16 protein-coding genes are annotated in these 22,103 nt (G+C 46.1%); 2 read left to right on the top strand and 14 right to left on the bottom strand.

Annotated elements, in window-relative coordinates; all coding sequences use genetic code 11:
• Positions 1 to 293 precede the first annotated feature (293 nt).
• Together UNH61_RS15830 and UNH61_RS15825 are read left to right on the top strand one after the other, a co-directional pair.
• On the top strand, positions 294 to 2,789 hold the full coding sequence (locus tag UNH61_RS15830; RefSeq protein WP_326992936.1) for a heavy metal translocating P-type ATPase: 2,496 nt from the start codon (positions 294 to 296) through the stop codon (positions 2,787 to 2,789).
• A gap of 76 nt (positions 2,790 to 2,865) precedes the next feature.
• Positions 2,866 to 3,486, top strand: a complete 621-nt coding sequence (locus UNH61_RS15825) for a tetratricopeptide repeat protein (RefSeq protein WP_326992935.1) — start codon at positions 2,866 to 2,868, stop codon at positions 3,484 to 3,486.
• A 2-nt stretch (positions 3,487 to 3,488) separates the two neighbouring features.
• On the opposite strand, the gene UNH61_RS15820 is transcribed toward UNH61_RS15825, so the two are convergent.
• The 14 genes from UNH61_RS15820 to UNH61_RS15755 form a co-directional block, all read right to left on the bottom strand.
• On the bottom strand, positions 3,489 to 4,160 hold the full coding sequence (locus UNH61_RS15820) for an ABC transporter ATP-binding protein (RefSeq protein WP_326992934.1): 672 nt from the start codon (positions 4,158 to 4,160) through the stop codon (positions 3,489 to 3,491).
• A gap of 3 nt (positions 4,161 to 4,163) precedes the next feature.
• Positions 4,164 to 5,426, bottom strand: coding sequence for an FtsX-like permease family protein (locus UNH61_RS15815; protein WP_326992933.1), 1,263 nt, complete (start codon positions 5,424 to 5,426; stop codon positions 4,164 to 4,166).
• Between the two features lie 3 nt (positions 5,427 to 5,429).
• A complete protein-coding gene (locus UNH61_RS15810; RefSeq protein WP_326992932.1) occupies positions 5,430 to 6,521 on the bottom strand; it encodes an HlyD family efflux transporter periplasmic adaptor subunit in 1,092 nt (363 codons plus the stop codon).
• A gap of 7 nt (positions 6,522 to 6,528) precedes the next feature.
• Positions 6,529 to 7,863, bottom strand: coding sequence for a TolC family protein (locus tag UNH61_RS15805; RefSeq protein ID WP_326992931.1), 1,335 nt, complete (start codon positions 7,861 to 7,863; stop codon positions 6,529 to 6,531).
• Between the two features lie 66 nt (positions 7,864 to 7,929).
• Complete coding sequence (locus UNH61_RS15800; RefSeq protein WP_326992930.1) at positions 7,930 to 8,391, bottom strand: hypothetical protein; 462 nt, start codon at positions 8,389 to 8,391, stop codon at positions 7,930 to 7,932.
• 67 nt (positions 8,392 to 8,458) lie between these two features.
• Positions 8,459 to 9,244, bottom strand: a complete 786-nt coding sequence (gene xth / locus UNH61_RS15795; protein WP_326992929.1) for an exodeoxyribonuclease III — start codon at positions 9,242 to 9,244, stop codon at positions 8,459 to 8,461.
• 54 nt (positions 9,245 to 9,298) lie between these two features.
• Positions 9,299 to 12,226, bottom strand: coding sequence for a glycosyltransferase family 2 protein (locus tag UNH61_RS15790; protein ID WP_326992928.1), 2,928 nt, complete (start codon positions 12,224 to 12,226; stop codon positions 9,299 to 9,301).
• Positions 12,223 to 13,554: a glycoside hydrolase family 2 TIM barrel-domain containing protein gene (locus tag UNH61_RS15785; RefSeq protein ID WP_326992927.1), complete on the bottom strand. Its 1,332-nt coding sequence runs from the start codon at positions 13,552 to 13,554 to the stop codon at positions 12,223 to 12,225. The genes UNH61_RS15790 and UNH61_RS15785 overlap by 4 nt, the downstream gene beginning before the upstream one ends.
• A gap of 125 nt (positions 13,555 to 13,679) precedes the next feature.
• Positions 13,680 to 14,297: a DNA-3-methyladenine glycosylase gene (locus tag UNH61_RS15780; RefSeq protein WP_326992926.1), complete on the bottom strand. Its 618-nt coding sequence runs from the start codon at positions 14,295 to 14,297 to the stop codon at positions 13,680 to 13,682.
• Positions 14,298 to 14,351: 54 nt separating this feature from the next.
• Positions 14,352 to 16,571 (bottom strand): peptidase domain-containing ABC transporter, encoded by a 2,220-nt coding sequence (locus UNH61_RS15775; protein ID WP_326992925.1) that lies wholly within the window; start codon positions 16,569 to 16,571, stop codon positions 14,352 to 14,354.
• A 1-nt stretch (position 16,572) separates the two neighbouring features.
• The gene (locus UNH61_RS15770) at positions 16,573 to 17,874 is read right to left on the bottom strand and encodes a radical SAM protein (RefSeq protein WP_326992924.1); all 1,302 of its coding nucleotides are present in this window, start codon (positions 17,872 to 17,874) and stop codon (positions 16,573 to 16,575) included.
• Between the two features lie 63 nt (positions 17,875 to 17,937).
• Positions 17,938 to 18,123 carry a hypothetical protein gene (locus tag UNH61_RS15765; RefSeq protein WP_326992923.1) on the bottom strand — a complete coding sequence of 62 codons (186 nt, stop codon included), beginning with the start codon at positions 18,121 to 18,123 and terminating at the stop codon, positions 17,938 to 17,940.
• 80 nt (positions 18,124 to 18,203) lie between these two features.
• Positions 18,204 to 20,555: an outer membrane beta-barrel protein gene (locus tag UNH61_RS15760; protein ID WP_326992921.1), complete on the bottom strand. Its 2,352-nt coding sequence runs from the start codon at positions 20,553 to 20,555 to the stop codon at positions 18,204 to 18,206.
• Between the two features lie 868 nt (positions 20,556 to 21,423).
• Positions 21,424 to 21,993 (bottom strand): RNA polymerase sigma-70 factor, encoded by a 570-nt coding sequence (locus UNH61_RS15755; RefSeq protein ID WP_326992920.1) that lies wholly within the window; start codon positions 21,991 to 21,993, stop codon positions 21,424 to 21,426.
• Between the last annotated feature and the right edge of the window lie 110 nt (positions 21,994 to 22,103).

Here is a 22,103-nt window from a genome sequence, read left to right as displayed (position 1 = left end):
TGTTTAGCCGGATAACATATTTTTTTTAATGTCTGCTGTTTACCCCCGGATATGGGCAGTGACCTACTATATCTACGTCTTTTTTGCAACTATAGTTTAAAAATTTTTATACTCTTTAAACACCGGAATACTTAGCTTTGTATACATGAGGTTATTCAATGTCATATTGAATCTTAGTCTCTTTGTAACCTGCTGGCAGCCCCCGGGTTAGCGTAACTTACCAACTAACATCAGCACAATGATTAAATGATATTTTCCCTGGCTGACATCCAGGGACGAAAAGCTATTAATTTATGAAGAAACTCAAAATAGATCTTAACCTTATCCTGCCGGAAGTGGCAGATGAAAGAGATCAGTGTATACGCCTCATCAGCAGTATGCTGGAAGGACGGGACGGGATAGAAAAAGTACATTTTGTACCGGCAGATGGGGAATCAAAAGAGAAGCTTTGTTTTCATTACGACCCCGACAAGATCACACTGAGCAGGGTAGAGGCGATGGCCATTGCGGCAGGAGCCGAAATTACCAGGCGTTACGGCCACCTGAATCTGGAAATGGAAGGAATCAGAGAACCTCGCCGTGCTCGTTTTATTGAGGAGTTACTTAGGCGCAGAAAAGGTATTATAGACGCTTATGTGGCTGGCACCGGCGCCATTCATGTGGAATTCGACAATAACCTGACCACCCGGCAGGCGGTGCTGGATTTCCTGGAAAAAGAGCATATCCGCAAACGGGAACCGGAAGCGCCGCATGATCATGCACATCATGATCATTCGCATGAAGGGCATGACCATAAGGAGTCCAAACATGATCATGCACATGGTGAGGGCGGAGCGCACGGGCATAGTCATGGTGGCATATTTGGAAAGAATACAGAACTCTTCTTCAGCCTGATCTGCGGGGCTTTGCTGGGTATCGGTTACCTGCTGTCGCTTTCGGGCGCAGTGCCTTCCCTGGTTCCGCTGATATTAATTATCGGCGCCTATTTCTTCGGAGGATTCTTCACTGCGAAAGAAGCCATTGAAACCATTGCCAAAGGCGGCTTTGAAATAGATTTTCTCATGCTGGTAGCGGCCATCGGCGCAGCTATTTTAGGCCAGTGGGAAGAAGGCGCGCTGTTGCTGTTCCTGTTCAGCCTCGGGCATTCACTCGAACATTATGCGATGGAGAAAGCGCGTAAATCTATAGCGGCACTGACGGATCTGGCGCCTAAAACGGCGTTTCTGAAGCAGGGCGATAATGTAACGGAAGTGAAAATAGAGCAGCTCAAAGCAGGTGATATAATTGTAGTAAGACCCAATACGAAAATATCTGCAGATGGGGTAGTCGTAAGCGGTAGCAGCAGCGTGAATCAGGCCCCTATCACAGGGGAAAGCGTGCCGGTTGATAAAACAGCGGTGGCCGACAGCAATATTAACCTGCAACAGGCAGAAACGCTGGATGCGAAGTACAGGGTATTTTCCGGAACCATCAATGGCAATGGCTCCCTCGAAGTAAAAGTGACCAGAACAGCCGCGGATTCCACCATATCGCGACTGGTGAAAATGGTGAATGAAGCGCAGACGCAGAAATCGCCTACCCAGCAGTTTACGGACAGATTTGAAAAATTCTTTGTTCCGGCCGTTTTGATCCTGGTATTCCTCCTTTGTTTTGTTTTTTTAGTGAGAGATGAGACCTTCAGCCAGAGTTTCTACCGGGCCATGGCCGTATTGGTAGCTGCCAGCCCCTGTGCCCTGGCCATTTCTACTCCCAGTGCTGTATTGAGCGGGGTAGCAAGGGCAGCCCGCATGGGCGTGCTGGTGAAAGGTGGCCGTCCGCTGGAAGACCTGGGCAATTTAACAGCCGTAGCGTTTGATAAAACCGGCACCCTTACAGAAGGAAAGCCCCGGTTAACACAGGTGATACCGGTAAATGGCGCCAGCGAAAACAGTCTGCTGGAGCTTGCCGTTGCCGTGGAAGCATTAAGCGATCACCCGCTGGCGAAGGCCATTGTAAGAGACGGTCGGGCGAAACTCAACGGCGCCATCATTCCGCAGGCAGAGCAGCTGGAAGCGCTATTGGGAAAAGGAATCAAAGCCACGCTGAATAACGAATCTGTTTTTATCGGCAACCTCGCCCTGTTCGATGAACTGGATAGCGATAAACCCTCGCCGGAGCTGAAACGCCGGGTGCAGGAACTGGAAGCAACCGGTAACACTACCATGGTGATCCGCAAAGGTAAGGTGTACCTGGGCATCATTGCAGTGATGGATACGCCACGGGAAGAAGCCCGCCGTGCACTGGAACAGCTGAAGAGCGTAGGTGTTCGCCGTATGATCATGCTCACCGGCGATAACCAGCAGGTAGCAGATGCCGTTGCAAAAGAAATCGGTATCACAGACGCCTGGGGAGGCTTGCTGCCGGAACAGAAAGTAGCAGCTATTAAAAAGCTGCGGGAGCAGGAAAACAAGGTAGCAATGGTGGGCGATGGCGTAAACGATGCCCCGGCCATGGCCAACAGCACCGTAGGTATTGCCATGGGTGCCGCTGGCTCCGACGTAGCACTGGAAACAGCAGATATCGCCCTGATGGGCGATAAGCTGGAGCTCTTACCCTTTGCGATCGGACTTTCCCGCAAAGCCAGCCGGATCATCAAACAAAACCTCTGGATAAGTTTAGGTATGGTGGCTATTCTCATACCGCTTACCATCCTGGGCATTGCTTCCATAGGGCCGGCAGTAATGGCGCATGAAGGATCCACGCTGGTAGTGGTTTTTAACGCACTGCGATTGCTGGCGTATAAAAGGTAACGTTGCCGGGCTGCCGGAAGGGAACGGCCGGGAGCGTGTTGTATATTATATTTGCGCGGCTTTTAATGAAGAAGCGATGGCAAATAAATCATCAAAAAGAGAACAAAATCATTTCTTTCGCTATGCTTACTACCTGGCATTTGAGGCGGAGGCTGACAAGCGCAACTGGCGGCTGATATACGCATGTTGGCATGATGCGGCATCGAATGGGCACCGGCGGGCGCAGTTTTATATCGGGACCTGTTATGATTTTGGGAAGGGAGTAAAGGAAGATAAGAAAAAAGCCTTCCGCTGGTATATGAAAGCGGCGAAGCAAGGGCACCCGGATGCCCAGTTCAATATCGGAACTTTTTACAGTGAGGGAGAAGTGGTACCCATGAATAAAAAGGAAATGGTGAAGTGGTATAAGCTGGCGGCAGCTCAGGGTATTAGAGCAGCACAGGTTAGCCTCGGTTATGCATATTTCTATGGCGAAGGAGTGAAAACAGATGAGCACCGGGCGATATACTGGTACAGAAGAGCTGCCAGGCAGGGCGAGGAACTGGCCTGCTACAACCTTGGCCTCTGTTATAAAAATGGAACAGGTGTTTCCAGGTCTACCCGTTGGGAGCGGCATTACTTCAGCCGCGCTGCTGCCGCCGGGCATAAAAAATCTTCTCAGGAAATGAGGCGGTTGAACAAGATGGTATACCGGTGATCCTACGCAATAATCTCTCCATCCACCATATGGATAATATGATCCGAACGCCGCGCAAAATCTTCATCATGCGTGACCGTTAGTATCGTTTGTCCCTTTTCTGCAGAGAGCTTTTTAAAAAGGTCAAATACCAGCGCAGCGTTGTGGCTGTCGAGGTTGCCGGTGGGTTCATCGCCCATGATGATCAGCGGTTCATTGATCAGTGCGCGGGCAATAGCTACGCGCTGCTGCTGGCCGCCGGAGAGCAGCGACGCCCGCTTGCCGGCCTGGTCGCCGACACCGAGCAGCTGCAGCAGGTCCAAGGCCTGTTGCTCAATTTCATCACTACGGTATTTCCCCTGCTTCAGCGCCGGTAACATCACATTCCGCAGCGCGGTAAATTCCGGCAGCAGGTAGTGAAACTGGAACACAAAGCCGATATGATGATTCCTGAAATCGGCCAGCCAGCGATTGCTCTTGCCCCGCATTTCTTCGTTATTGATCCGGATACTACCATCAAAAGTGGTGTCCATGGTAGACAGCAGATATAATAGGGTAGATTTACCACTGCCGGATTTACCGGTGATGGAAACAAATTTCCCCTTCTCTATATCAAAACTGATATCTTTCAATACCTGCATCTCCGCGGGCTGGTAGAAATATTTATTGATATGACGTACTTCAATCAGGTTCATAATCTATCCTCTTAAAATAGTGATAGGATCTACATGCGCGGCCTTACGGGAGGGCAGATAACCTGCCAGCGTAGTGGTAAGAATGCCGAAAGAAAACCCTGTGATGTAATAAACAATACTGAAGCTTACCGGAAGATGATCCAGGGTGACCATCACATCGCTCTTGTAAGGTACTTTAGAAATACCATAGGCCGATAACAGCCCGAACAGCAATCCCAGCAAAGATCCGGCTACACCTATCACCAACGCCTGTACGAGAAAAATACTACGTATATCCGTGTCCGAGAATCCCATGGCTTTCAGTATCGCGATGTCTTTCATCTTTTCGTATATCATCATCGTTAGTATGTTGAAAATGCCGAAACCCGCGACGAGCAATATGGTAACGGCTACACCATATACGATCATGTTCCTGATAACATCACCTTCCAGGATAACGGCATTATCCTGCTGCCAGTCGCTCCCCTGGAAGCCATACCTGGCCTGCAGTTCCTTCGCCATGGCCGGAGCCAGCTCCATGTCGTGCAGCTTTATCCTGATATCGGTGATATAGGAGGCGGGTACTTCCAGGAAACGTTGTACCGTAGCCAGACTGGCATAGCTATGCAGCTTATCAATATCAGACATGCCGGTTTTAAATATACCCGTTACCGTTACATAGTAGTTGTTCCCTTTTTCAGTAGTGATCATGAGGCGGTCGCCGGTTTTGACATTCAGCCGTTTGGCCAGCCCGGTGCCCATTACAATGCTGTTCGGACGTACGGCCAGCTCACGGAGGCTGCCTGAAAGCAGCTTCGATTGCAGGTTGAACAACGCGTTCTCATCTTCCCAATGTATACCATTTATCATCCCATTGACGCTACTGGAGCCCAGCCGGTAAAATACCTGCGTATTGATAACGCCGGAAATGGCTGCTACTCTGGGATCCTGCCGGAGTTGCTGCAGGATATGCCCGCCGTCTTTCAGGTTGGGCAGCAGATCTTTCGGCTTCACATGGCTCACGAAATTCAATGCCTGCGGCCTTGCCCTGTCCAGCACACTTTCTTCGGAGGTATGTACCTCGTTGTACAGGCGCAGGTGCGGCGATTGTTCGAACGCAATATTCTTCAGGTATTCGTTACTACCCTGAATGAAACTCACCATAAAAATAAAAACCGTAATACCGAAGGTAACGCCCACAGTGGCGATTACTGTCTGTTTCAACCGGGTACGCATATGGGTGAACGCAATCGAAGCAGCCAGCGAAATGTTGGTGAATAGTTTCATACATTACTCGTTTTGTGCGATGACGTCTCCTGCTTTCAGGCCCTGCTTAATCTCTATCCAGTTGTCGTTTTTTACGCCGGTAGTAACGGCTGTTTTCCGCAGTCCGCCAGGCTGTTGCAGGTATACACTGTCGCCCTTCAGCAGGTAAGCCGCCGGAATCACCAATGCGCGCGCACTGTCCCTCACAATGATATTGGCTTCTACAGACGATTGCGGATAGAATGTTCGTTTATCCGTTACCGTTGCCTCCACCTGGAAACTGCGACTTTCTTTTTGCAGCAGGGGAATGATTTTACTGATCGTTGCGCTGAACTGCTGATTGTTGTATACCTCTGTTTCGAAATAAACGGTTTGGCCGGCGGCAATGCGGCTGATATCGCGCTCGTCGACGAGCAATTCCAGTTTGAAGTGGCCGGGTGTGCCGATCATGGCTACCGGCTCATTCAGTGGAGCAAGGTCGCCTTCCTTGAGGTATACCTTGAAAACACGGCCATCGACGGGGCTTTTCAATACTTTTCCTTCCCGGCTTTGTGCAATAGCTGCTAATTGTTGTTGCACCTGGAGCGATTTTTCATCCAGCTCATTCTTTTTAGTGCGGTATTGTTGTTGCAAAGCCTGGTAGCTGGTAGCGCTCTGGCTGGCCTGAAGCCGTGCCTGTTCAGCATCTTTTGCAGACACCGCCTGGGTGCTGGCCAGCTCTGTATACCGGGTGGCATTGATGAGATCCTGTTCATGTTTTGTTTTCGCCAGTGCTATGTTTTCCTGCAGCTCCACCAAAGCAGCCGCGTTGCTGCTGGTATTGCGTTCTGCCAGCGTGGCCTGTTTGCTCAGGAGGTTTAGTTGTGTTAACTGGCTGGGAGTGCCCAGTATGGCCACTTCCTGGTTACTGCGGATACTGTCGCCCTCCGTTACCAGCATTTTTAGTAACAGGTCCGCTGAATTGGATTTCAGGAAATGATACGATTCCGGCATGATCTCTCCGGAAGCATATACGGCATCACTGATCATCCGTGTTTGTACCGTATAATGTTGCGTTTTCTTTTTACAGGCTATGGCCATCATTGCAATACCTGCCATCATTATATACTTTTTCATGCAGGGCTTATTTATTTTGTAGGTAGTTAAGTGTGGTATAATGCCGGAAGAAGTCTTGCCGGGCTTCGTTCAGCCGGGCTTGTGCTTCGTAAAGATCTTTCTGGACTTCCCGCAACTGTATCATATCAATAATGCCTTTGCGGATCTTTTGTGTGCTTAATGCTTCGTTTTCTTCGGCCAGTGTTACTTTTTCCTCTTGCAACCGTACACTGCTCATCGCCTGCTCCAGCTGCAGCTTTTCACGGATACACGCTTTTTGCTGTGTTGATTCATATTGTTTAAATGTTTCGACGGCCTGCTGCCACAGCTGTTTCTGCTGATGTGGCTTATGCCATATATCAGCCACAGATAAAGGTACCTGCAGCTGTATGCCCGCAAAACCTACCGTATACCAGGGTGATTTCGTGATGAAGTTCAGCTGATTGCCAAAGCCCAGTTGCTGCAACGAGCCGGTGAAGCGGAGCGACGGATACCACGAGGTGCGTGCTGACCGGTAGCGGTGTTCCGCCAGTTTCACCTTCAGCGTTTCTGCCGCATAATCGGGCAGCAATGCACTATTGAAACCGGCAACAACGGGAGTAGGCAGTTCGGCGAGAGGAGGTACTGCAAGGCTGTCGTACATAGGATAACCCATCCGGAATTTCAGGTCGGTGCTGGCTTCCTGCAGCGCAGCGCCGGCTTTCAGGAGGGCGTCTTCCCGGGTTTTCAGCAGTACGGCCGACTGGTTAAAGGTGATCTTATCCGTCAATCCTTTTTGCAACTGCTGGCCGATGAGTGTATGTATTTCCTGGTAGTTTTGGTAGGAAGAAGACATGACCGCGAGGTATGCCTCCTGGAGTTGTACCATGTACCAGGCCATGCTTACATTTTCAATGAGATGTTGCTGTAACGCGCTATACTCCGCGGTGCCGGCCTGTTGCCGGAGGCGGGCCATGCGTATATCCTGCCATATTTTCGGATCAACCAGAGGTACATTGGCTTCCACACTGTAATTACCCATCCAGGGTGTTCCCATTCTCACAGGCACGAAAGTGCCGGGAGGCTTTCCTACCAGTTCCCCGGGAAATACCTGTACGGGTATTTTCCAGTAGTTGTCGAGGCCTCCTTTAACAGAAAGGGAGGGCGCCAGCTGAGCCAAAGCTGCTTTGGTACCGGTATTATCGGCCGCGCCGGATGCAGCGCCGGCCAATAGTTCATGATTATGACTACCGGCATATTCCAGGCATTTATCGAGTGGCCAGGGGCCGGAAGCAGGAGCGGAGGTGTCGGCCTGGGGCAAAGGAATAACCGCGCCCACCCGGATACAGATGGCCAGCAGCGGTAAAAGCATACCCGTTTTCATCTTATGTCATTATATTTCTTTTAGTTCTGAACTTTAAGAACTAACTGAGCAAAAAAAAGAGAAATATTATCTTTCTCTATTCATTTCAACTGTTCTTCTCCATCGCTCTAATATCAACGGAATTTCAAACAGCATCATTTTGTAGAATGTACCTACGTCGGAAAGCTCCTGGCTGAAGTCGTCTTTAGTGTTGCGTACTATCCGGATATCATCGAGCAGGGTAATGAATTGTTTCATCCTGGCGGTCATATAATCTTCTCCGAAGAGGCTTCGCAGACTGGCATAGAAGTAGCGTTTACGCTGGCCCCCAACGGTTTTGGAGCCTACCATCTTAGTCGACTCCAGCATTTTCAGTGCGTTGGATACCGCGCTTTTGCTTACCCGGAAATAGGTGACCATTTGTTCGAAGGTAGCCTGATGCTCCTCACTGAGTAACAGGTAAACAAACACGCGGGCAGCCACAGGGGTGAGCCCCATTCGCTCCATAGCAGCAGCATGTTCTTCTATCTTATCTCTGTATTGTTCCAATTCCTTGCTTTAAAAAATGCCTTAACAAAGGTAGATAAAAAGTTGGTTCTTCAAAAAGAAAACAAACTTATTTTCCAGGTACATCAGCGAGTTCAATCCAAACGGGAGCGTGGTCACTGCTTTTTTCCCAGCCCCGCACATTACGGTCTACACCGCCGGCGCGGAGGCGTGGCCCCAGCTGCGGACTAAGCAGGAAGTGGTCTATCCGCAGGCCTGCATCGCGTCCGTACGCATTGCGGAAATAGTCCCAGAAGGTATAGATCTTTTCGTTGGGGTATAATGTACGGATGGCGTCCGTCCAGCCCTGCCCGGCGAGGTTATGAAAAGCAGCCCTGGTTTCCGGCCGGAACAGTGCATCATCCACCCATTTTTCGGGTTTGTATACATCCTGTTCGGTAGGCATTACATTGAAATCGCCGGTGAGTATGACAGGTGTTTGCTGATCGAGCAGTGATTGTGCATGACCGGTAAGCCGTTGGAACCAGTTGAGTTTATAATCGAACTTCGGGCCGGGAGCGGGATTACCGTTAGGCAGGTAGAGGCATCCGATAACGATTCCGTTGATAGCGGCTTCGATATATCTGCTGTTTACATCGTCCGGATCGCCGGGCAGTGCGCGCCGCAGCTCCTCCGGTTGCCCGATGCGCGAAAGTATGGCAACACCGTTCCAGCTTTTTTGTCCATGCCAGATGGCCGTGTAGCCTGCTTCCTGTATGGCCTGTTCCGGGAATTTTTCCTGCGGGGCTTTCAGTTCCTGCAAACACGCAATATCGGGTGCGCTTTCTTCCAGCCAGCGGAGCAGCACCGGTAAGTGGCCGTTAACTCCGTTGATATTGTAAGTAGCTATCTTCATGGATATAAAACTTTGCGTATGAAGTTAACTGAAAAAAACGGGATGGCTATACCGTTATTCCCGCAGTGGTTTCGCTGATAGTTGTTGGCGCCCTGAAACGGGCCATACCGGTGTATTCAGGGGCGACGACGTAGTAATTACCTGTCCGTTTTTTACTGCTTCCAGATACAGCCAGTGTTGGTCAGGTTTCTCCGGAATTGGGAAGGTAACTGACGTGCCGGTTCCCATTTTTTTCCTGAAGATATTATTACCATAGAGATCTGATTTTACAAGATACCATTCAAACGAAATACCTTTTTCGGGGTCGCCGGGAAATGTCCATTGCCCATCGTGTTTCACCAGCGCATAGTAGGTGAGCCGACTGCCGGGATACGTAGCCCGTGCGGGACGCAGGATGTGGAGCTCCGGCAACAGCGCAGCTGCTGCGGGTAGTTGGCCCCACACGCGGCCCAGCTGATAATAAGCCGGTTTGAAACGGCCGCTGTGATCCGTTAACCCGTTGAATGTAACATAGTCCCTCGTTTCCAGATCCTGCCAGGGGGCAACAAAACCGTTTCTGGCAGCGGGTGTGAGGCGGGTATACCACGGCACCGGCGCCTCGCTGATATAGTGAGGCACACTGCTGGTGGCAAGCTGGTAGCTACCGCTACTGTCGGCGCCCGCTACGATACCAAAGGCATCAACGGCAGGTAATAGCTGTTGCAGTTGCTGCAGGTCGGTATTGATATGATTTGTCAGTTCCACTTCCAGGGTAAGCGGCCTGCTGCTATCGGTGGTTTTGATGGCTGCTGTTAGCGTTTGAAGCCAGTTGAGCCAGGCTTTTTGCTGGTATGGCTGATCAGGTGTATAGTATTGTTGGGAGAGACGTTGTAAGGCGCTATTACCTATATTCCACGCGGTGATCTGCGGATTGTTCTTCAGGGAAGTAACCGCGTCAAGGATCGTGGAGTGCAGGTCATTCAGCATGCTCCTGTCTTCCTTCATATCCCTGATATCAGGGATCCAGAAACCGTAATGCAGGTGTATGCCCTGCTCTGCGGCCACACGGAGTACGTTACGATCGTATATACCCGGACCAAAAAAACGGATGGTATTTACGCCCAGGGCTTTCATGGCGGTAAAATCCCTGTTTACCTCATACCGGGTGAGTGCATAGCGGTTCTTGAACCAGGGAACGCCTTTGTTGTAACTCAATCCGCGGATCGTATCCGGAAGCGCATGAAAATGGCTACGGACGGAAACTGGCGGGTCGTCGGCCGCTACGAGGTCGGACCACCTTACTTTATCACCGGTTTCCATATGAGTGGGCATGCTCCCGGCCTTTGGTTCCGGATTACGTTGCATGGTATACCAGGTTGCGAACACCACCGCCAGCAGCAGCGGTAAGCCCAGCTTTCGTACAAGTGTATACAGGTGAAGATGACGGAAAAGCCAGAGCTGTTTTTTCAGCGGCAGGGGGTAGCGTAAAATAGTACCTGCAAGGGGCCATTGTGCCAGTAACCGGTGCAGGCGAAAACTGGCAATGATATTAAACGCCATGATAAAACAATTGACGCCTGCGAACGTTGCCATCGCAATGGAATAGGGATTCCAGTCATACCCCAGCCCGTAGATGATGGCGCCCAGACTAGCCAGCAGTACCATCATATTGGGAATATTCAGCCACCAGTTATCCGCCCCGCTGTCGTCTTTAGGGGTAGGTATATACGGTACCTTTTTCCGGATAATTGTATATACGATACCCAGGATATATATCCACCAGGTGCCAATCAGCAATAGTCCGCCTACCACATGAAACCCCCGTTCCTCTTCTTCCATTACCCACCTTTGTACAAAATGGCGGACGAGGAAAATGGATGCAATAGCAGGGAGGCATATCACGGCAAAATCTACCATGTCTACATGAAACGGAATGCGGCCGGTAATGAGCGATAGGATGGGGATGAGAAAATTGATCAGGAATATGAACCCCGACAAATAATGAAAAGGAATAGTACCGTAGTGCAATTGCTGGCGCCAGGTAAAATTCGGGAACAGTTTAACGTAGGAGGTAACCAGTAGTTCTGCGGTGCCTCTGGCCCATTTGAGCTGTTGTGCGTAGTAGGCCGACATGGTAGATGGTACCAGTCCGCGTGTAAGTACAGCAGGCACGTAAATGGATTTCCAGCCTTTTGCATGCAGCTGCATGGCGGTGTGCATGTCTTCCGATAACCCTGCTGCGTGGCCGCCGATAGAATCCAGTGCTTTCCTGCGGAACGTGCAGTTGGCGCCGATGGCCAGCACGGTGCCGTAACTGTTCATGGTGGCCATTATCGGCCCATAGAACTGGAAGGTTTGCTGCGCAGCACCTTTAGCCACGAGGCTGTCGCCCAGGTTGCTGTATGCCTGCACGACCTGAACAAACCCTACTGCCGGATCGTTGAAGTGATCTACAATCGGATCCAGGAAACCGGGAGCGGGTACATGATCCGGGTCCATCACCACACAAAGCTCTCCGGTGGCCTGTTTTAGCGCGTTGTTAATGTTGCCGGCCTTGGCATTTTCGTGGGTGGTGCGGGTAACATGACGCACGCCCAGCTGCTGGCATATTTCGATGAGGTAAGGATCATTTGCTTCATCGCAAAGCCACGTGGTATGCGGATATTGAACGGCTTTGATTGCGGTAAGCGTTTTCACTATCATGGGATAAGGTTCCCCGGAGCAGAAGGTAGTGAGTATATCTACTGTAAAATCCTGTTTCTTTTCGGCAGGAGCGGGAACAGTAATTGAAAAATAGTGATACCATTCATGCAGCACACGCAGGCAGTTGAAAGCAATCCCTATTATCAGCACCCAATAGAAAGGAGCATAGTTAATCTGTTTTTTATCCAATAGATAATACATCATGTAGCCCAGGCTGCAGACGCCCAGGATTATCATGAGTCTCAGGGTAAATCTTTCTCTCCTGGAAGGAGGAGAAATCATTTCGGTTTTTTGGATCATCGGCCGATTACGTAAAAAGGTGTATTGGTAGCAGCAAACTGCCCGTATTTATTATAGACAGTGGCAAATATCCGGTATGGTCCTTCTTTCGATGGCGTCCGGAAGGTTGCCTTGTTCCCGTTGATGCTGGTAAAATGTGTATTAAATGACGCCGGTTTTGCGGTATTAGGAACGAAGCGATCCTTTGAATACCAGTCTTCCGCCAGCAATTCCCATTCGATACGCAAGCTGCTGTCGGGCGTATTTTGAAAAAAGACTTCCGCCGTTTGCAGGGTATCGGGAAGGCAAATGATATTATCCCTTGCACCTTTGCCGCCCAGCAGCATATACTTCAATTCCGGTGCCTTATGGGCAGGCCAGTTGCCGGTCCACAGGTATTGCATGACACCAGCGGTTGCTGAGGCGGCGCCATCCGCACTGAACAGGCTGTACCACGTATGCGTAACCTCCTGTTTATTGCCCCAGTAGAAAATACAGGCGCCGAGGAAGCGGGGATTATTTACCGGCATATGCTGCTCATAGAGCTCCTGGTATTGCGCCGCTTTTTTGGTAGTGGTATTTTCAATAGGAGCTCCCCAGGCAGTAAACTCAGATTCCCAGGGCCCGTTGATACCCCATTCGGTGATGAGGAAAGGGCCATTCCACCACCAGGAAAAATCGTCCAGGTTTTTATGGAGGTTCCGGAGATCGCCGAAGATGTTCATGGAAATAAGATCCAGGCCGGATACTTTGAGCCGGATGTTAAAAAGGCAGCGCTTGTTGAAGTTAACGAGCGCTGTAGTGACCGGATGATCGGGGTCCTGTTCGTGTATCGTTTTCAGCAGGCGGTTGTATGCCCTGTAGAAGTTGGCGTATTGCGGCCGGTAGGGGAAATCGACTTCATTGCCCAGGCACCACATCAGTAATGCAGGATGCGATTTGTAACGGGTTACTATATCCCTGACCCCGTTATATTGTGCCGCTACTTTAGCCGTATCTTCATAAAATTCCTTATAAATACTGGGAGGGATGGAGAGGCCGGCAATAACCGCTATATTGTTAGCGTAGGCGCTATCGAGCAGCTGGCCCAGGTGCGTGGTATCCCATGTGCGAATTGTATTGCCTCCGGCATCGCGGAGTTTAAGCAAGTCGTCTGTTCCCGCAGCCCCTTTCACCAGGAAAGGTTGATCGTTGCGGTAGATGGTATATTTTCCGTTCAGCTTGCCGATATACACTTTACGCTGGTGAGTAGAGGTGGATGAAGAAGTGCAACCGGCAAGAATAAATATCAATAATGCTGCTATGGCCCATTTGCGTGGCATAGCAGTAGTCGCATACACTCCTGACATATTCGATTATTTAAACCCGCAACATGAGGGCATGTTACTGTCTTATTTCATAAGGGACCCAACATTCAAAATGAAAGTTAAAAGTAGAAATATATTCGTTATAAACAGTAACAAAAAAGATGTATTTATGTTGACAACGGCAGTGTTAATCCTTTTCCTTTGCTGACCCATTTATTGTTTTTTATATAGAAACGATAAGGAAGAAATGCATCGGCACCGGCGTATTGAACGCCCACACGGGTATCAGCGGCCATATCGATATGGCTGACCGGGGAGTGTTGCTCTACCCAAATTTTATTACCGGAGAGACGGGAACCGTTGAGGTGGAGATCTATGCCCATTGCTTTGCTGAGTGCACCCGGACCAGCGGTAAGCAGGGGATTTTTGTTTCCGGTTCTTTCTTTCATGATCTCCAGCCCATCTACCGGCTCCAGCGCTCTTACCAATACAGCCTGCGGCGTATCGCGGACATTGGTAACGATGTTGAACAGGTAATGTATACCATAGCAGAGATAAACATAAGCAACGCCGCCTGGTTCATACATAACGGCGGTACGGTTAGTACGGCGGTTGTTCCAGGCATGTGATGCCCTGTCTGTGACGCCGGCATAGGCTTCGGTTTCCACGATAATACCAGCCGTTCTCACTCCGTTGATGTTTGTCACCAGTGTACTTCCCAATAATTGTTGCGCAATCAGCAGTACATCTTCCCGCTGGTAGAATGAAGCGTTGATTTTAGCCACGGTGTTGTGTTTTGTGGCGCTAAAGATAGTTAATATAGGGTTTAGTTTCAACTGTTAGCTTCCCAGTTCCAGTTGATTCTTCACCAGGTTGTAGTAGTTCATCTTCTTTCCTACAAGTTGATGATGAGTGCCGCTTTCTACAATCTGTCCTTCTTTTAGTACAACGATCTGATCTGCATTTTTAACGGTAGAAAGTCTGTGGGCAATAATTACTACGGTTTTTCCCGTAAAGAAAGATTGTAGGTTATCATGAATGACCTTTTCATTTTCTGCATCCAGGGCGGATGTTGCCTCGTCCAGAAACAGGAAGAGGGGATTTTTGTATACGGCACGAGCTATCAATATACGTTGACGCTGTCCTCCGGAAAGGCCATTGCCCGAAGAACCGATCTTTGTATTCAAGCCCAGTGGAAGACCATCAATAAATGAGTCAATGTTAGCGATATGAAGTGCTTGATGTAATCTTTCTTTGTTGATATGTTCATCACCGCATACAATGTTACGTTCAATGGTGTCTCCAAAAATAAAGCCATCTTGCAATACTACTCCGCTGTGTTTACGCAACCATAGATGAGGTACCTCGTTTAAAGGATGATCGCCAAGATGGATACTACCATTCACAGGATCATAAAATTTCAGCAACAGCTTCATTAGCGTAGTTTTTCCGCTTCCGCTGGCACCTACGATAGCGGTTATTTTTCCCTGAGGGATATGAAGGGATATATCCTTCAGAACAAAGGGAGACCTCGGCCCTTCATATTGGAAATCTATGCAGGATAACTTAAAATCTTTTCCGTTGAAGGCATTCATGTTATCGTTCCTATGAGGTGGCATAGTTCCCGAAGTATGTTCAGCCTGGGCGTCTTCTTCCGGATGCTGCTGCACTTCATTGAGCCGGGCCAGGCTCAGTTTGGCATCTTGCAATGATCGGAAAAAATTTACCAGTTGATTGATGGGGGAGTTCATCTGGCCGATGATGTATGATACGCTCAATAATGCTCCTAGTGTCATTTGTCCGTGAACGACAAATGATGCTGCAAGAAATGTGACGAATATATTTTTACATTGGTTGAAAAACTCAAATCCCGTTAATTGTATTTGGTTAAGTCTTAGCGTGCGGATATTCGTTTTAAATATTTTCTGCTGAATTGTTTCCCATTCTTTGCGTTTATATTCTTCAAATTGGTTTAGTTTCATTTCTGTTACACCATTCATTATTTCATAAATGGATTGCTGATTTTCGCTGCGCAACTGAAAGCGGAAATAATCTAGTATCTTTCTCCGTTTCAGCCAGTATAATGACCATAATACGGCGACAATACTAAGTCCCAGATAAACTAACAATAGTTGCGGATTGTAGTACCAGAGCACCCCAAAGAAAACTATAAAGGTGATCATAGAGAAGAAAGTGAGCAGGCTTTGAGAGGTAAGGAAATTCTCTATACGATCGTGATCCGTAATCCGTTGATTAAAATCACCCATTAATTTTGTGTCGAAAAACTTAATGGGTAGTTTCATTAGTTTTCTTAAGAAGTCCGAAATGATCTGGATATTCACCTTGGTGCCTACTACAAGTGTAATCCAGTTACGGAATAATTCCATCACCAGGCTGCCCAGATAAAGACTGAGTTGCGCCGATAGTATCAACGTAATGAAATTGAGATTTTTTCCATTAACGCCTTTGTCTATCAGCACTTGATTAAGAAGCGGAAAGGCCAGTGAAATTATTGACCCTATCAGTAATAATACCAGCATCCAGATCAGAGAACGTTTGTAAGGGATAAGATAACTTAATAAAAACCGGATAGATGCCTTTTCCTCTTTTGATGGATCCTGTTTGTAGAAATGTTCAGTGGGATGCAGAAACAATGCTACTCCTTCTTCATCTGCTGAAAGCCAGTGTTTTTCAAAGCGTTTTCTGGATAATGTGATGAATCCATGTGCCGGGTCAGCTATCTTATATCGTAATTCTTTTGTGAAAGGATTTCGCTGTATCTTTTCAAGTACAACAAAATGGTTTTGATTCCAATGAAGGATGGCGGGAAGCGGCGTTTCTTTTTCCGCAAGCATGTCGGGAGAAACCTTTGCTGGCAGTGTTTCCATGCCGATTTGCTGGGCAGCATCACTTATTCCCAATAGGGATACTCCCTCCCGGGAGAGAAATGATTGTTCCCGTAAATAATTCAGGCCGTAGATCTTACCGTAGCTGGAAGCCACCATTGCGAGGCAGGCCGGCCCGCAATCCATCTGATCATGTTGTGGAAAGAAGATCATTTTAAATTTTTATTGTTTCCTGATCTAAAAACATTTCGAGTACTAGTCGTTTCTTGCTTTTTTCGTCAAAATCATGCACGCAATAGTCTCTGCCAATATTCTCCACTATCATCTGGCTGCAACCTCCACCACAAATCGGCATAATGGAGCATTCCAGGCATGGCTTATTGGTCAATTTAGGTATTAACCTTTTATTGTGCTGTTCGTTCCAGATAATCTCTCCTTTTTCATTTAATATACCTTCTTTATTTTTTTGGTTGAAATCTCTGGCATTACATTTATATACATCACCATTGTAGTTAATTACGGCTTCATTCTGCTTATCTGCATAGCAGGAGCTTCTGACAGTATCTGCAAGAATTGCACTCCGATGGGATATGCCATTTTTGCGGGCATATTCCTTGAATTTGCCCACGTCGTCAATTAATTCCTGTGTGCTTGGTTCCTGAAATACCTTTTGCATGGATAGCGATATGAGTTTCTTTTCTTCTTCAGTTAAGTCTCTCAGATCATCAATTATATCTTCCAATCCAATCAGGTTTTCTTTTGTGAAATTTACTCTCATAGTTATAAAAAAGCCATTGCGGACGAGGGCCCTGATATTGTCCATGATTTTCTCATAGGATCCTCTTGATTTTGAGACGAATCGTACCAGGTCATGTTTGTCTTTATTTCCATCCAGTGTTATCTGAAATCCCGCTACAGTATAACCTTTTAATTCCTCAATTATTTTCTCATCAATGAGCAGGCCGTTAGAGGTAATGGAGATCTGTAATTCCTTTCCATACTTATCCGACAGTATCTTTGCTTTCTTCATGAGAATACTCATTTTGTCATAAAATAGCAACGGTTCTCCTCCAAAAAATGATAGACTGAATATTTGGATACCAGGCTTGCTTACAAATATATTTTCGATTAGTGCTTCTATCTTGTCTATAACCTCGTCGGTTATTCTTGATTTTTTTTCATGATTTTCGTAACAATACCAACAGCTGAAATTACAATTCATCGTTGGATTGACAATTAAATGGAAATATGAGTCCTGATTATCGATAGATTCTATCAGCGTCCTGGCTTTTGCTATTTCATCTGTATCTTCTTCTACTATAAATCCATATTCAGTTAGTGCATTGTAGAACTCTTCGTGGATTTCCCTTAAGTCTTCTAAATCTGAGGGTGTCCTTATAATGGCAATCATGTCGTATAGCATCTGGTCCAGTAAGAGGAATCTGTTTGAGTATGAGTTGTGATATACAACTGCACCGTCATATGGAACAGCAGTATTAAATCTACTTAATTTCATAATATTAGGTTTATAGGTCAAGGTATAAGGGCCGGTCTTATAGTCTTAAGACCGGCCTCTGGGTTAATTTGATCCTGGGCTACATGCACAGGCGCATTGGTGTCCTGCAGCTACATCCACGTTCACATTTACGGGTTCTTTAACTACGTTTACAGAGCCGCCGAATGCAGAGAAACCTCCTTTGAGTTTACGTAACTCTGTTTGTTTCAGTGGGGTCACTTTTTTGTCAAGGGATTTTAAGTTTTTCATTTTTTTTCAGTTTTGAACTACGCTTACTCTTTTTAGGATTTTCAGCAATCTCCTTCGTTGCAACTATTTTATACTGCGTGTCAGAGCCTTTGCCGGCTTTCATTGTCTGATTTCACAGTTTTTGTGTTCAGTTTTTTCTTGTTGTCGAATGTGTATTGGATAGAAAACATAAATGACCGCGTCAGTTTTTTTAACCGGAAATAGGAGTCGAAGTTTTTGTAGTAAGAAGTGTTCTCATCGATGCGGGTATTAAAAATGTCACTTGATCTTAGTGTGAGAATGATGTTTTTTATGGAAGTATTTCTTATGGATAGATCTGTTTTGTATTTGGGCTCTCCCAGAAGGTTTTTATTTTTGTAACGATGCTGATAGAAGTTAGATAGATCTACCGACCATGCCTTGCTAATTTTGAACTGGCAATAAATATTATTATAGAATGACAATCCGGCTGTGTTTACTCCATCAATGGCATCAAAAGAATTGTAGAAAACCCCCGTATTTATACTGGCATACCACCATTTTGAAATATTACCGGCATAGGTATAATCAATGCCGGTTTCACAAAATTTTCCGAAATTCTGTGGTTGGAAATAGTTTACCAGATTACTATCAGTATAATAGGCACCCTGAATCGTGTTTGTCGTTTTTCTGGCAAAAATTGAAATGGATTGTTGGGGGAAATCGAAAGCTATCCTTATTGCATCCATATATAAAGGCTGTAGATATGGATTGCCGATGAAGTACAGATAGTCATTCTGTTTAATCGTATATGGATTTAGGTCCGAGAAGAATGGCCTTGTGATACTCCTTTTGTAGCTGATGGAGAAACCCATATCGTTTTTCAGGCTGTAATTGTAATAGAGACTTGGGAAGAGCCTCGTGTAGTTCTGTTTAACGTTTTTATCATTGATCTTATTTAACCCTTTGATATCAGTATTCTCAATCCGCAAACCAATCTTCAAATACTGTTTTTGCCATTGTTTACTTGCACTGGCATACCAGGCAAGAATGCCTTCCTGATTGTCAAATTTTTGATACTGATTTTTATTGTATATCCAACTTCCATTTTCGAGATATTGGGAGATTAATTCATTATTTCTCTTCACCCTTCCGTATTTAATTCCGGATTGGAAGTCGAAATTACCTGCTAACTTTTTTGTCCAGTCAATCTGCAGCGTATAATAATTGGAAAGAGCCGTAGTATTATATTGATCATGGCTGTCTTTTGCCGCGTCATTTCTGTAATTTGTTTGAACGTCATTATAGGGTAGGTTTTTATTGTTGCCTACATCGCCGATGAATTTAAAATTACTGCCTTTTTCGTCTGTCTTATAGACGTAATTAAATGTCAGGTACCAAAGGCAATCGTTCGACCCCGATATTGAGTGTATCTCACTGTTGATGGCAGGTAATCCCACCTGATCGAGTTGCTGGGTACCATATCCATCAAAGTTGGAGTGGTATTGATTGTAATAGCCTTCAATACCTGTCTCTTGTTTTTTATCAGGGTAGTAGATAATCCCTGCTCTATAATCCGTGCTCTTTTCATTTTGATCAAATACCTCTGCATTGTTATTTTTAACTCCGGATTTATAATTGAAAGCCCCGGTGGATTTTCCCAAATCTTTATCTTTATTATAATTAACAGCGCCATATACCGCCCATTTTTCTGTGCCATAGTTCAGATTTAAAGCGCCGTTTTCCGTGCTATAGCTGTTCTTTCTAAAGAGGTAAGATGCTTTTGCAATCACTTTGAATCCATGTGGATTCTTTTTTGTAATAATGTTAATGACGCCGCCCCCAGACGTTGCATCCTGTTCAGAAGAGGCTACATCCTGTATTTCAATCCGCCTGATCTCCTCTGCATTTAAGCCGGATAAATAAGTGTTTAATGCTGCCCCCTGTAGAGGCATCTTCCTGCCATTGATTAATACGATAGCTGCTTTATTTGACAACAGGATTTCGCCATCCGGGCCAATATTCAACTTGGGACTACGTTGAAGAACCTCTATTCCATTATACCCCCTGGACAGCATGCTGTTTTCGACATTGAAATAAAGTTTGTCGCCTACCTGCTCAATAGTTCTTCCTGTAACGGTAATGCCAGCAAGGTTTTTACTGCTCGTTCTATATGTTATATTGACTACAATATCATTTGTTACATTTATTTCTTTCGTCCATGGTTTGTTGCCCAGGTAGCTGCATCGCAGGCTATAGATGCCTGACTGAATATTTTCGAGGGTATACCCGCCGGCGCTATCTGTCACAGATGATTTGAGACGGAGGCTATCTTTGTACAATTCAATAGTAGCAAATGTAAGCGCATGAAAAGTAGTATCCGTTACTTTACCGGTAACTTTAAATTGACCAAATGAATCTCCACTGTACATAATGACTATGCCTGCTGCTACCATTGTTATCAGTTTATTCATTTTATTTTTCTTTGATGCTATGGAAATTGATTGGCAAATAATGTCCTTTCCGCTGCTTTAGCGAAGATGCTGCAGATGTGTGCGGCAATTTTTTTTATTATTTACTGATGCTATTATACAGAGATAACTACTTCTATAGCAAGTCGATAGATTCTGGGTATAACATAAGTATCGGCATGCGAATCCTTCAATTCGAAGGCTGATGTAGCGATCAAATTATCAGCATAAGCGGGAATCTGGGTTTGTAACTTCTCCTGAACTTTTCCTTTCAATATTTTTCCTTATATGGAGATACCATTGGTGATTTGATATTGTGCTAAGACAGGTCTAACGTTCTTCTTTTCTTTGGATAGTACAAGGGCGTCGTCTTATGTAAAAAGGGGAAATAGAATTCGCGGCAGATTAGCTACCAGTATACTGAATGGCGTGTCTCCCAATGACTAACGAACTTTATCCAAAAGGGCTTTTTAAAACTACAGGGAACCTATATCTTTCTAAAATTGTGTACTGAAGCGCTTTGGGTTGCTCGCGAATTTTATTAACACGGGATTATTGTCTTTTTTTGGATTTCTACAGGTTTTAGTAAGGGTTTATTAATGTTTAATAAGAGGTTGAATCGTTCTCCGTACGTCAGATAGCTCATCCTTTTTGTAGTGTAAATCTGCGATTATTGCAAGCAGGCAATAGGCCGACAAACAAAATTGGGCTGATTTCATGTGGAGTTGGGTTTAATGAGACTAAAGTAGGAGTTTTTTTTTAAAATAAAAAAAAATAGAAATATTGTTTGAATAGTTGACTGATAATAGTTGACCTGATTATTTATACTGCCGCTAATTCTTGGATGGGATAGCTGTTAATCTCTGATTTTCTATGAGATTACCCACATCAGGAATGCCATCAGCATTCCTTCCCGCAGCCTTTTCAGCGCTTTGCGCATATGCTGTTCCACAGTATTAACTGAAATGCCGAGAGTGGCTGCAATTTCATGATTAGACATATGTTTCTCGCGGCTCAGCAGGAAAACAGTACGGCATTGCAGAGGAAGTTCCAATACCTGGCGGTGCAGAGATTTTAGCAGATCCGAGTGGTATAGCTGGTGAGGAGTGTCTTCTATTGAAGCTGGCTTCGCAAGGATTGCCTGTTCCGCATGTTGTTTGTCGATCAACATCTTCCTGAAATGATCATATGTTTTATGACGCAGGATCACCTGGAGATAGGCGGGAATGTTACTGACGTGGTAATCTCTCTTGCAATAAAATGCCAGCAGGCTCTCCTGTGCAAGCTCTTCGGCAAGAAAGCGATCTTTGGTTTTATGGTAAGCAATGGTAACCAGCTGCGGGAAATATCTGCGGTAGATTTGTTCGAATGCTGTTTCATCGCCCTTTTCCCAAAGCGATAATAATGACTGGTCTGTCGTATTTGATTGGTTGCACCTCAACGTGATTCCCCTGTTCTGTTCGGGTTAAAGATAGAATAAAATATGTGTAAAACAAATCAGTCTCCTTATGTTGTATTAAGATAAAAAATATTTAAAAAGAGAGTAACGGT

The sequence above is a fragment of the Chitinophaga sp. 180180018-3 genome (assembly GCF_037893185.1).
In the GTDB taxonomy this organism is placed as follows: Bacteria; Bacteroidota; Bacteroidia; order Chitinophagales; family Chitinophagaceae; genus Chitinophaga.
Note: the sequence above shows the minus strand (reverse complement) of the source record. Positions and strands in the feature narration are given on the sequence as shown.

Bases quoted from the DNA above. Each gene is read 5' to 3' on its own strand.
- UNH61_RS15790 (WP_326992928.1), bottom strand. From the start codon at position 12,226: ATGATCCAAAAAACCGAAATGATTTCTCCTCCTTCCAGGAGAGAAAGA.
- UNH61_RS15770 (WP_326992924.1), bottom strand. From the start codon at position 17,874: ATGAAATTAAGTAGATTTAATACTGCTGTTCCATATGACGGTGCAGTT.
- UNH61_RS15825 (WP_326992935.1), top strand. From the start codon at position 2,866: ATGGCAAATAAATCATCAAAAAGAGAACAAAATCATTTCTTTCGCTAT.
- UNH61_RS15815 (WP_326992933.1), bottom strand. From the start codon at position 5,426: ATGAAACTATTCACCAACATTTCGCTGGCTGCTTCGATTGCGTTCACC.
- UNH61_RS15810 (WP_326992932.1), bottom strand. From the start codon at position 6,521: ATGAAAAAGTATATAATGATGGCAGGTATTGCAATGATGGCCATAGCC.
- UNH61_RS15805 (WP_326992931.1), bottom strand. From the start codon at position 7,863: ATGAAAACGGGTATGCTTTTACCGCTGCTGGCCATCTGTATCCGGGTG.
- UNH61_RS15830 (WP_326992936.1), top strand. From the start codon at position 294: ATGAAGAAACTCAAAATAGATCTTAACCTTATCCTGCCGGAAGTGGCA.
- xth (WP_326992929.1), bottom strand. From the start codon at position 9,244: ATGAAGATAGCTACTTACAATATCAACGGAGTTAACGGCCACTTACCG.
- UNH61_RS15820 (WP_326992934.1), bottom strand. From the start codon at position 4,160: ATGAACCTGATTGAAGTACGTCATATCAATAAATATTTCTACCAGCCC.
- UNH61_RS15785 (WP_326992927.1), bottom strand. From the start codon at position 13,554: ATGTCAGGAGTGTATGCGACTACTGCTATGCCACGCAAATGGGCCATA.
- UNH61_RS15775 (WP_326992925.1), bottom strand. From the start codon at position 16,571: ATGATCTTCTTTCCACAACATGATCAGATGGATTGCGGGCCGGCCTGC.
- UNH61_RS15765 (WP_326992923.1), bottom strand. From the start codon at position 18,123: ATGAAAAACTTAAAATCCCTTGACAAAAAAGTGACCCCACTGAAACAA.
- UNH61_RS15760 (WP_326992921.1), bottom strand. From the start codon at position 20,555: ATGAATAAACTGATAACAATGGTAGCAGCAGGCATAGTCATTATGTAC.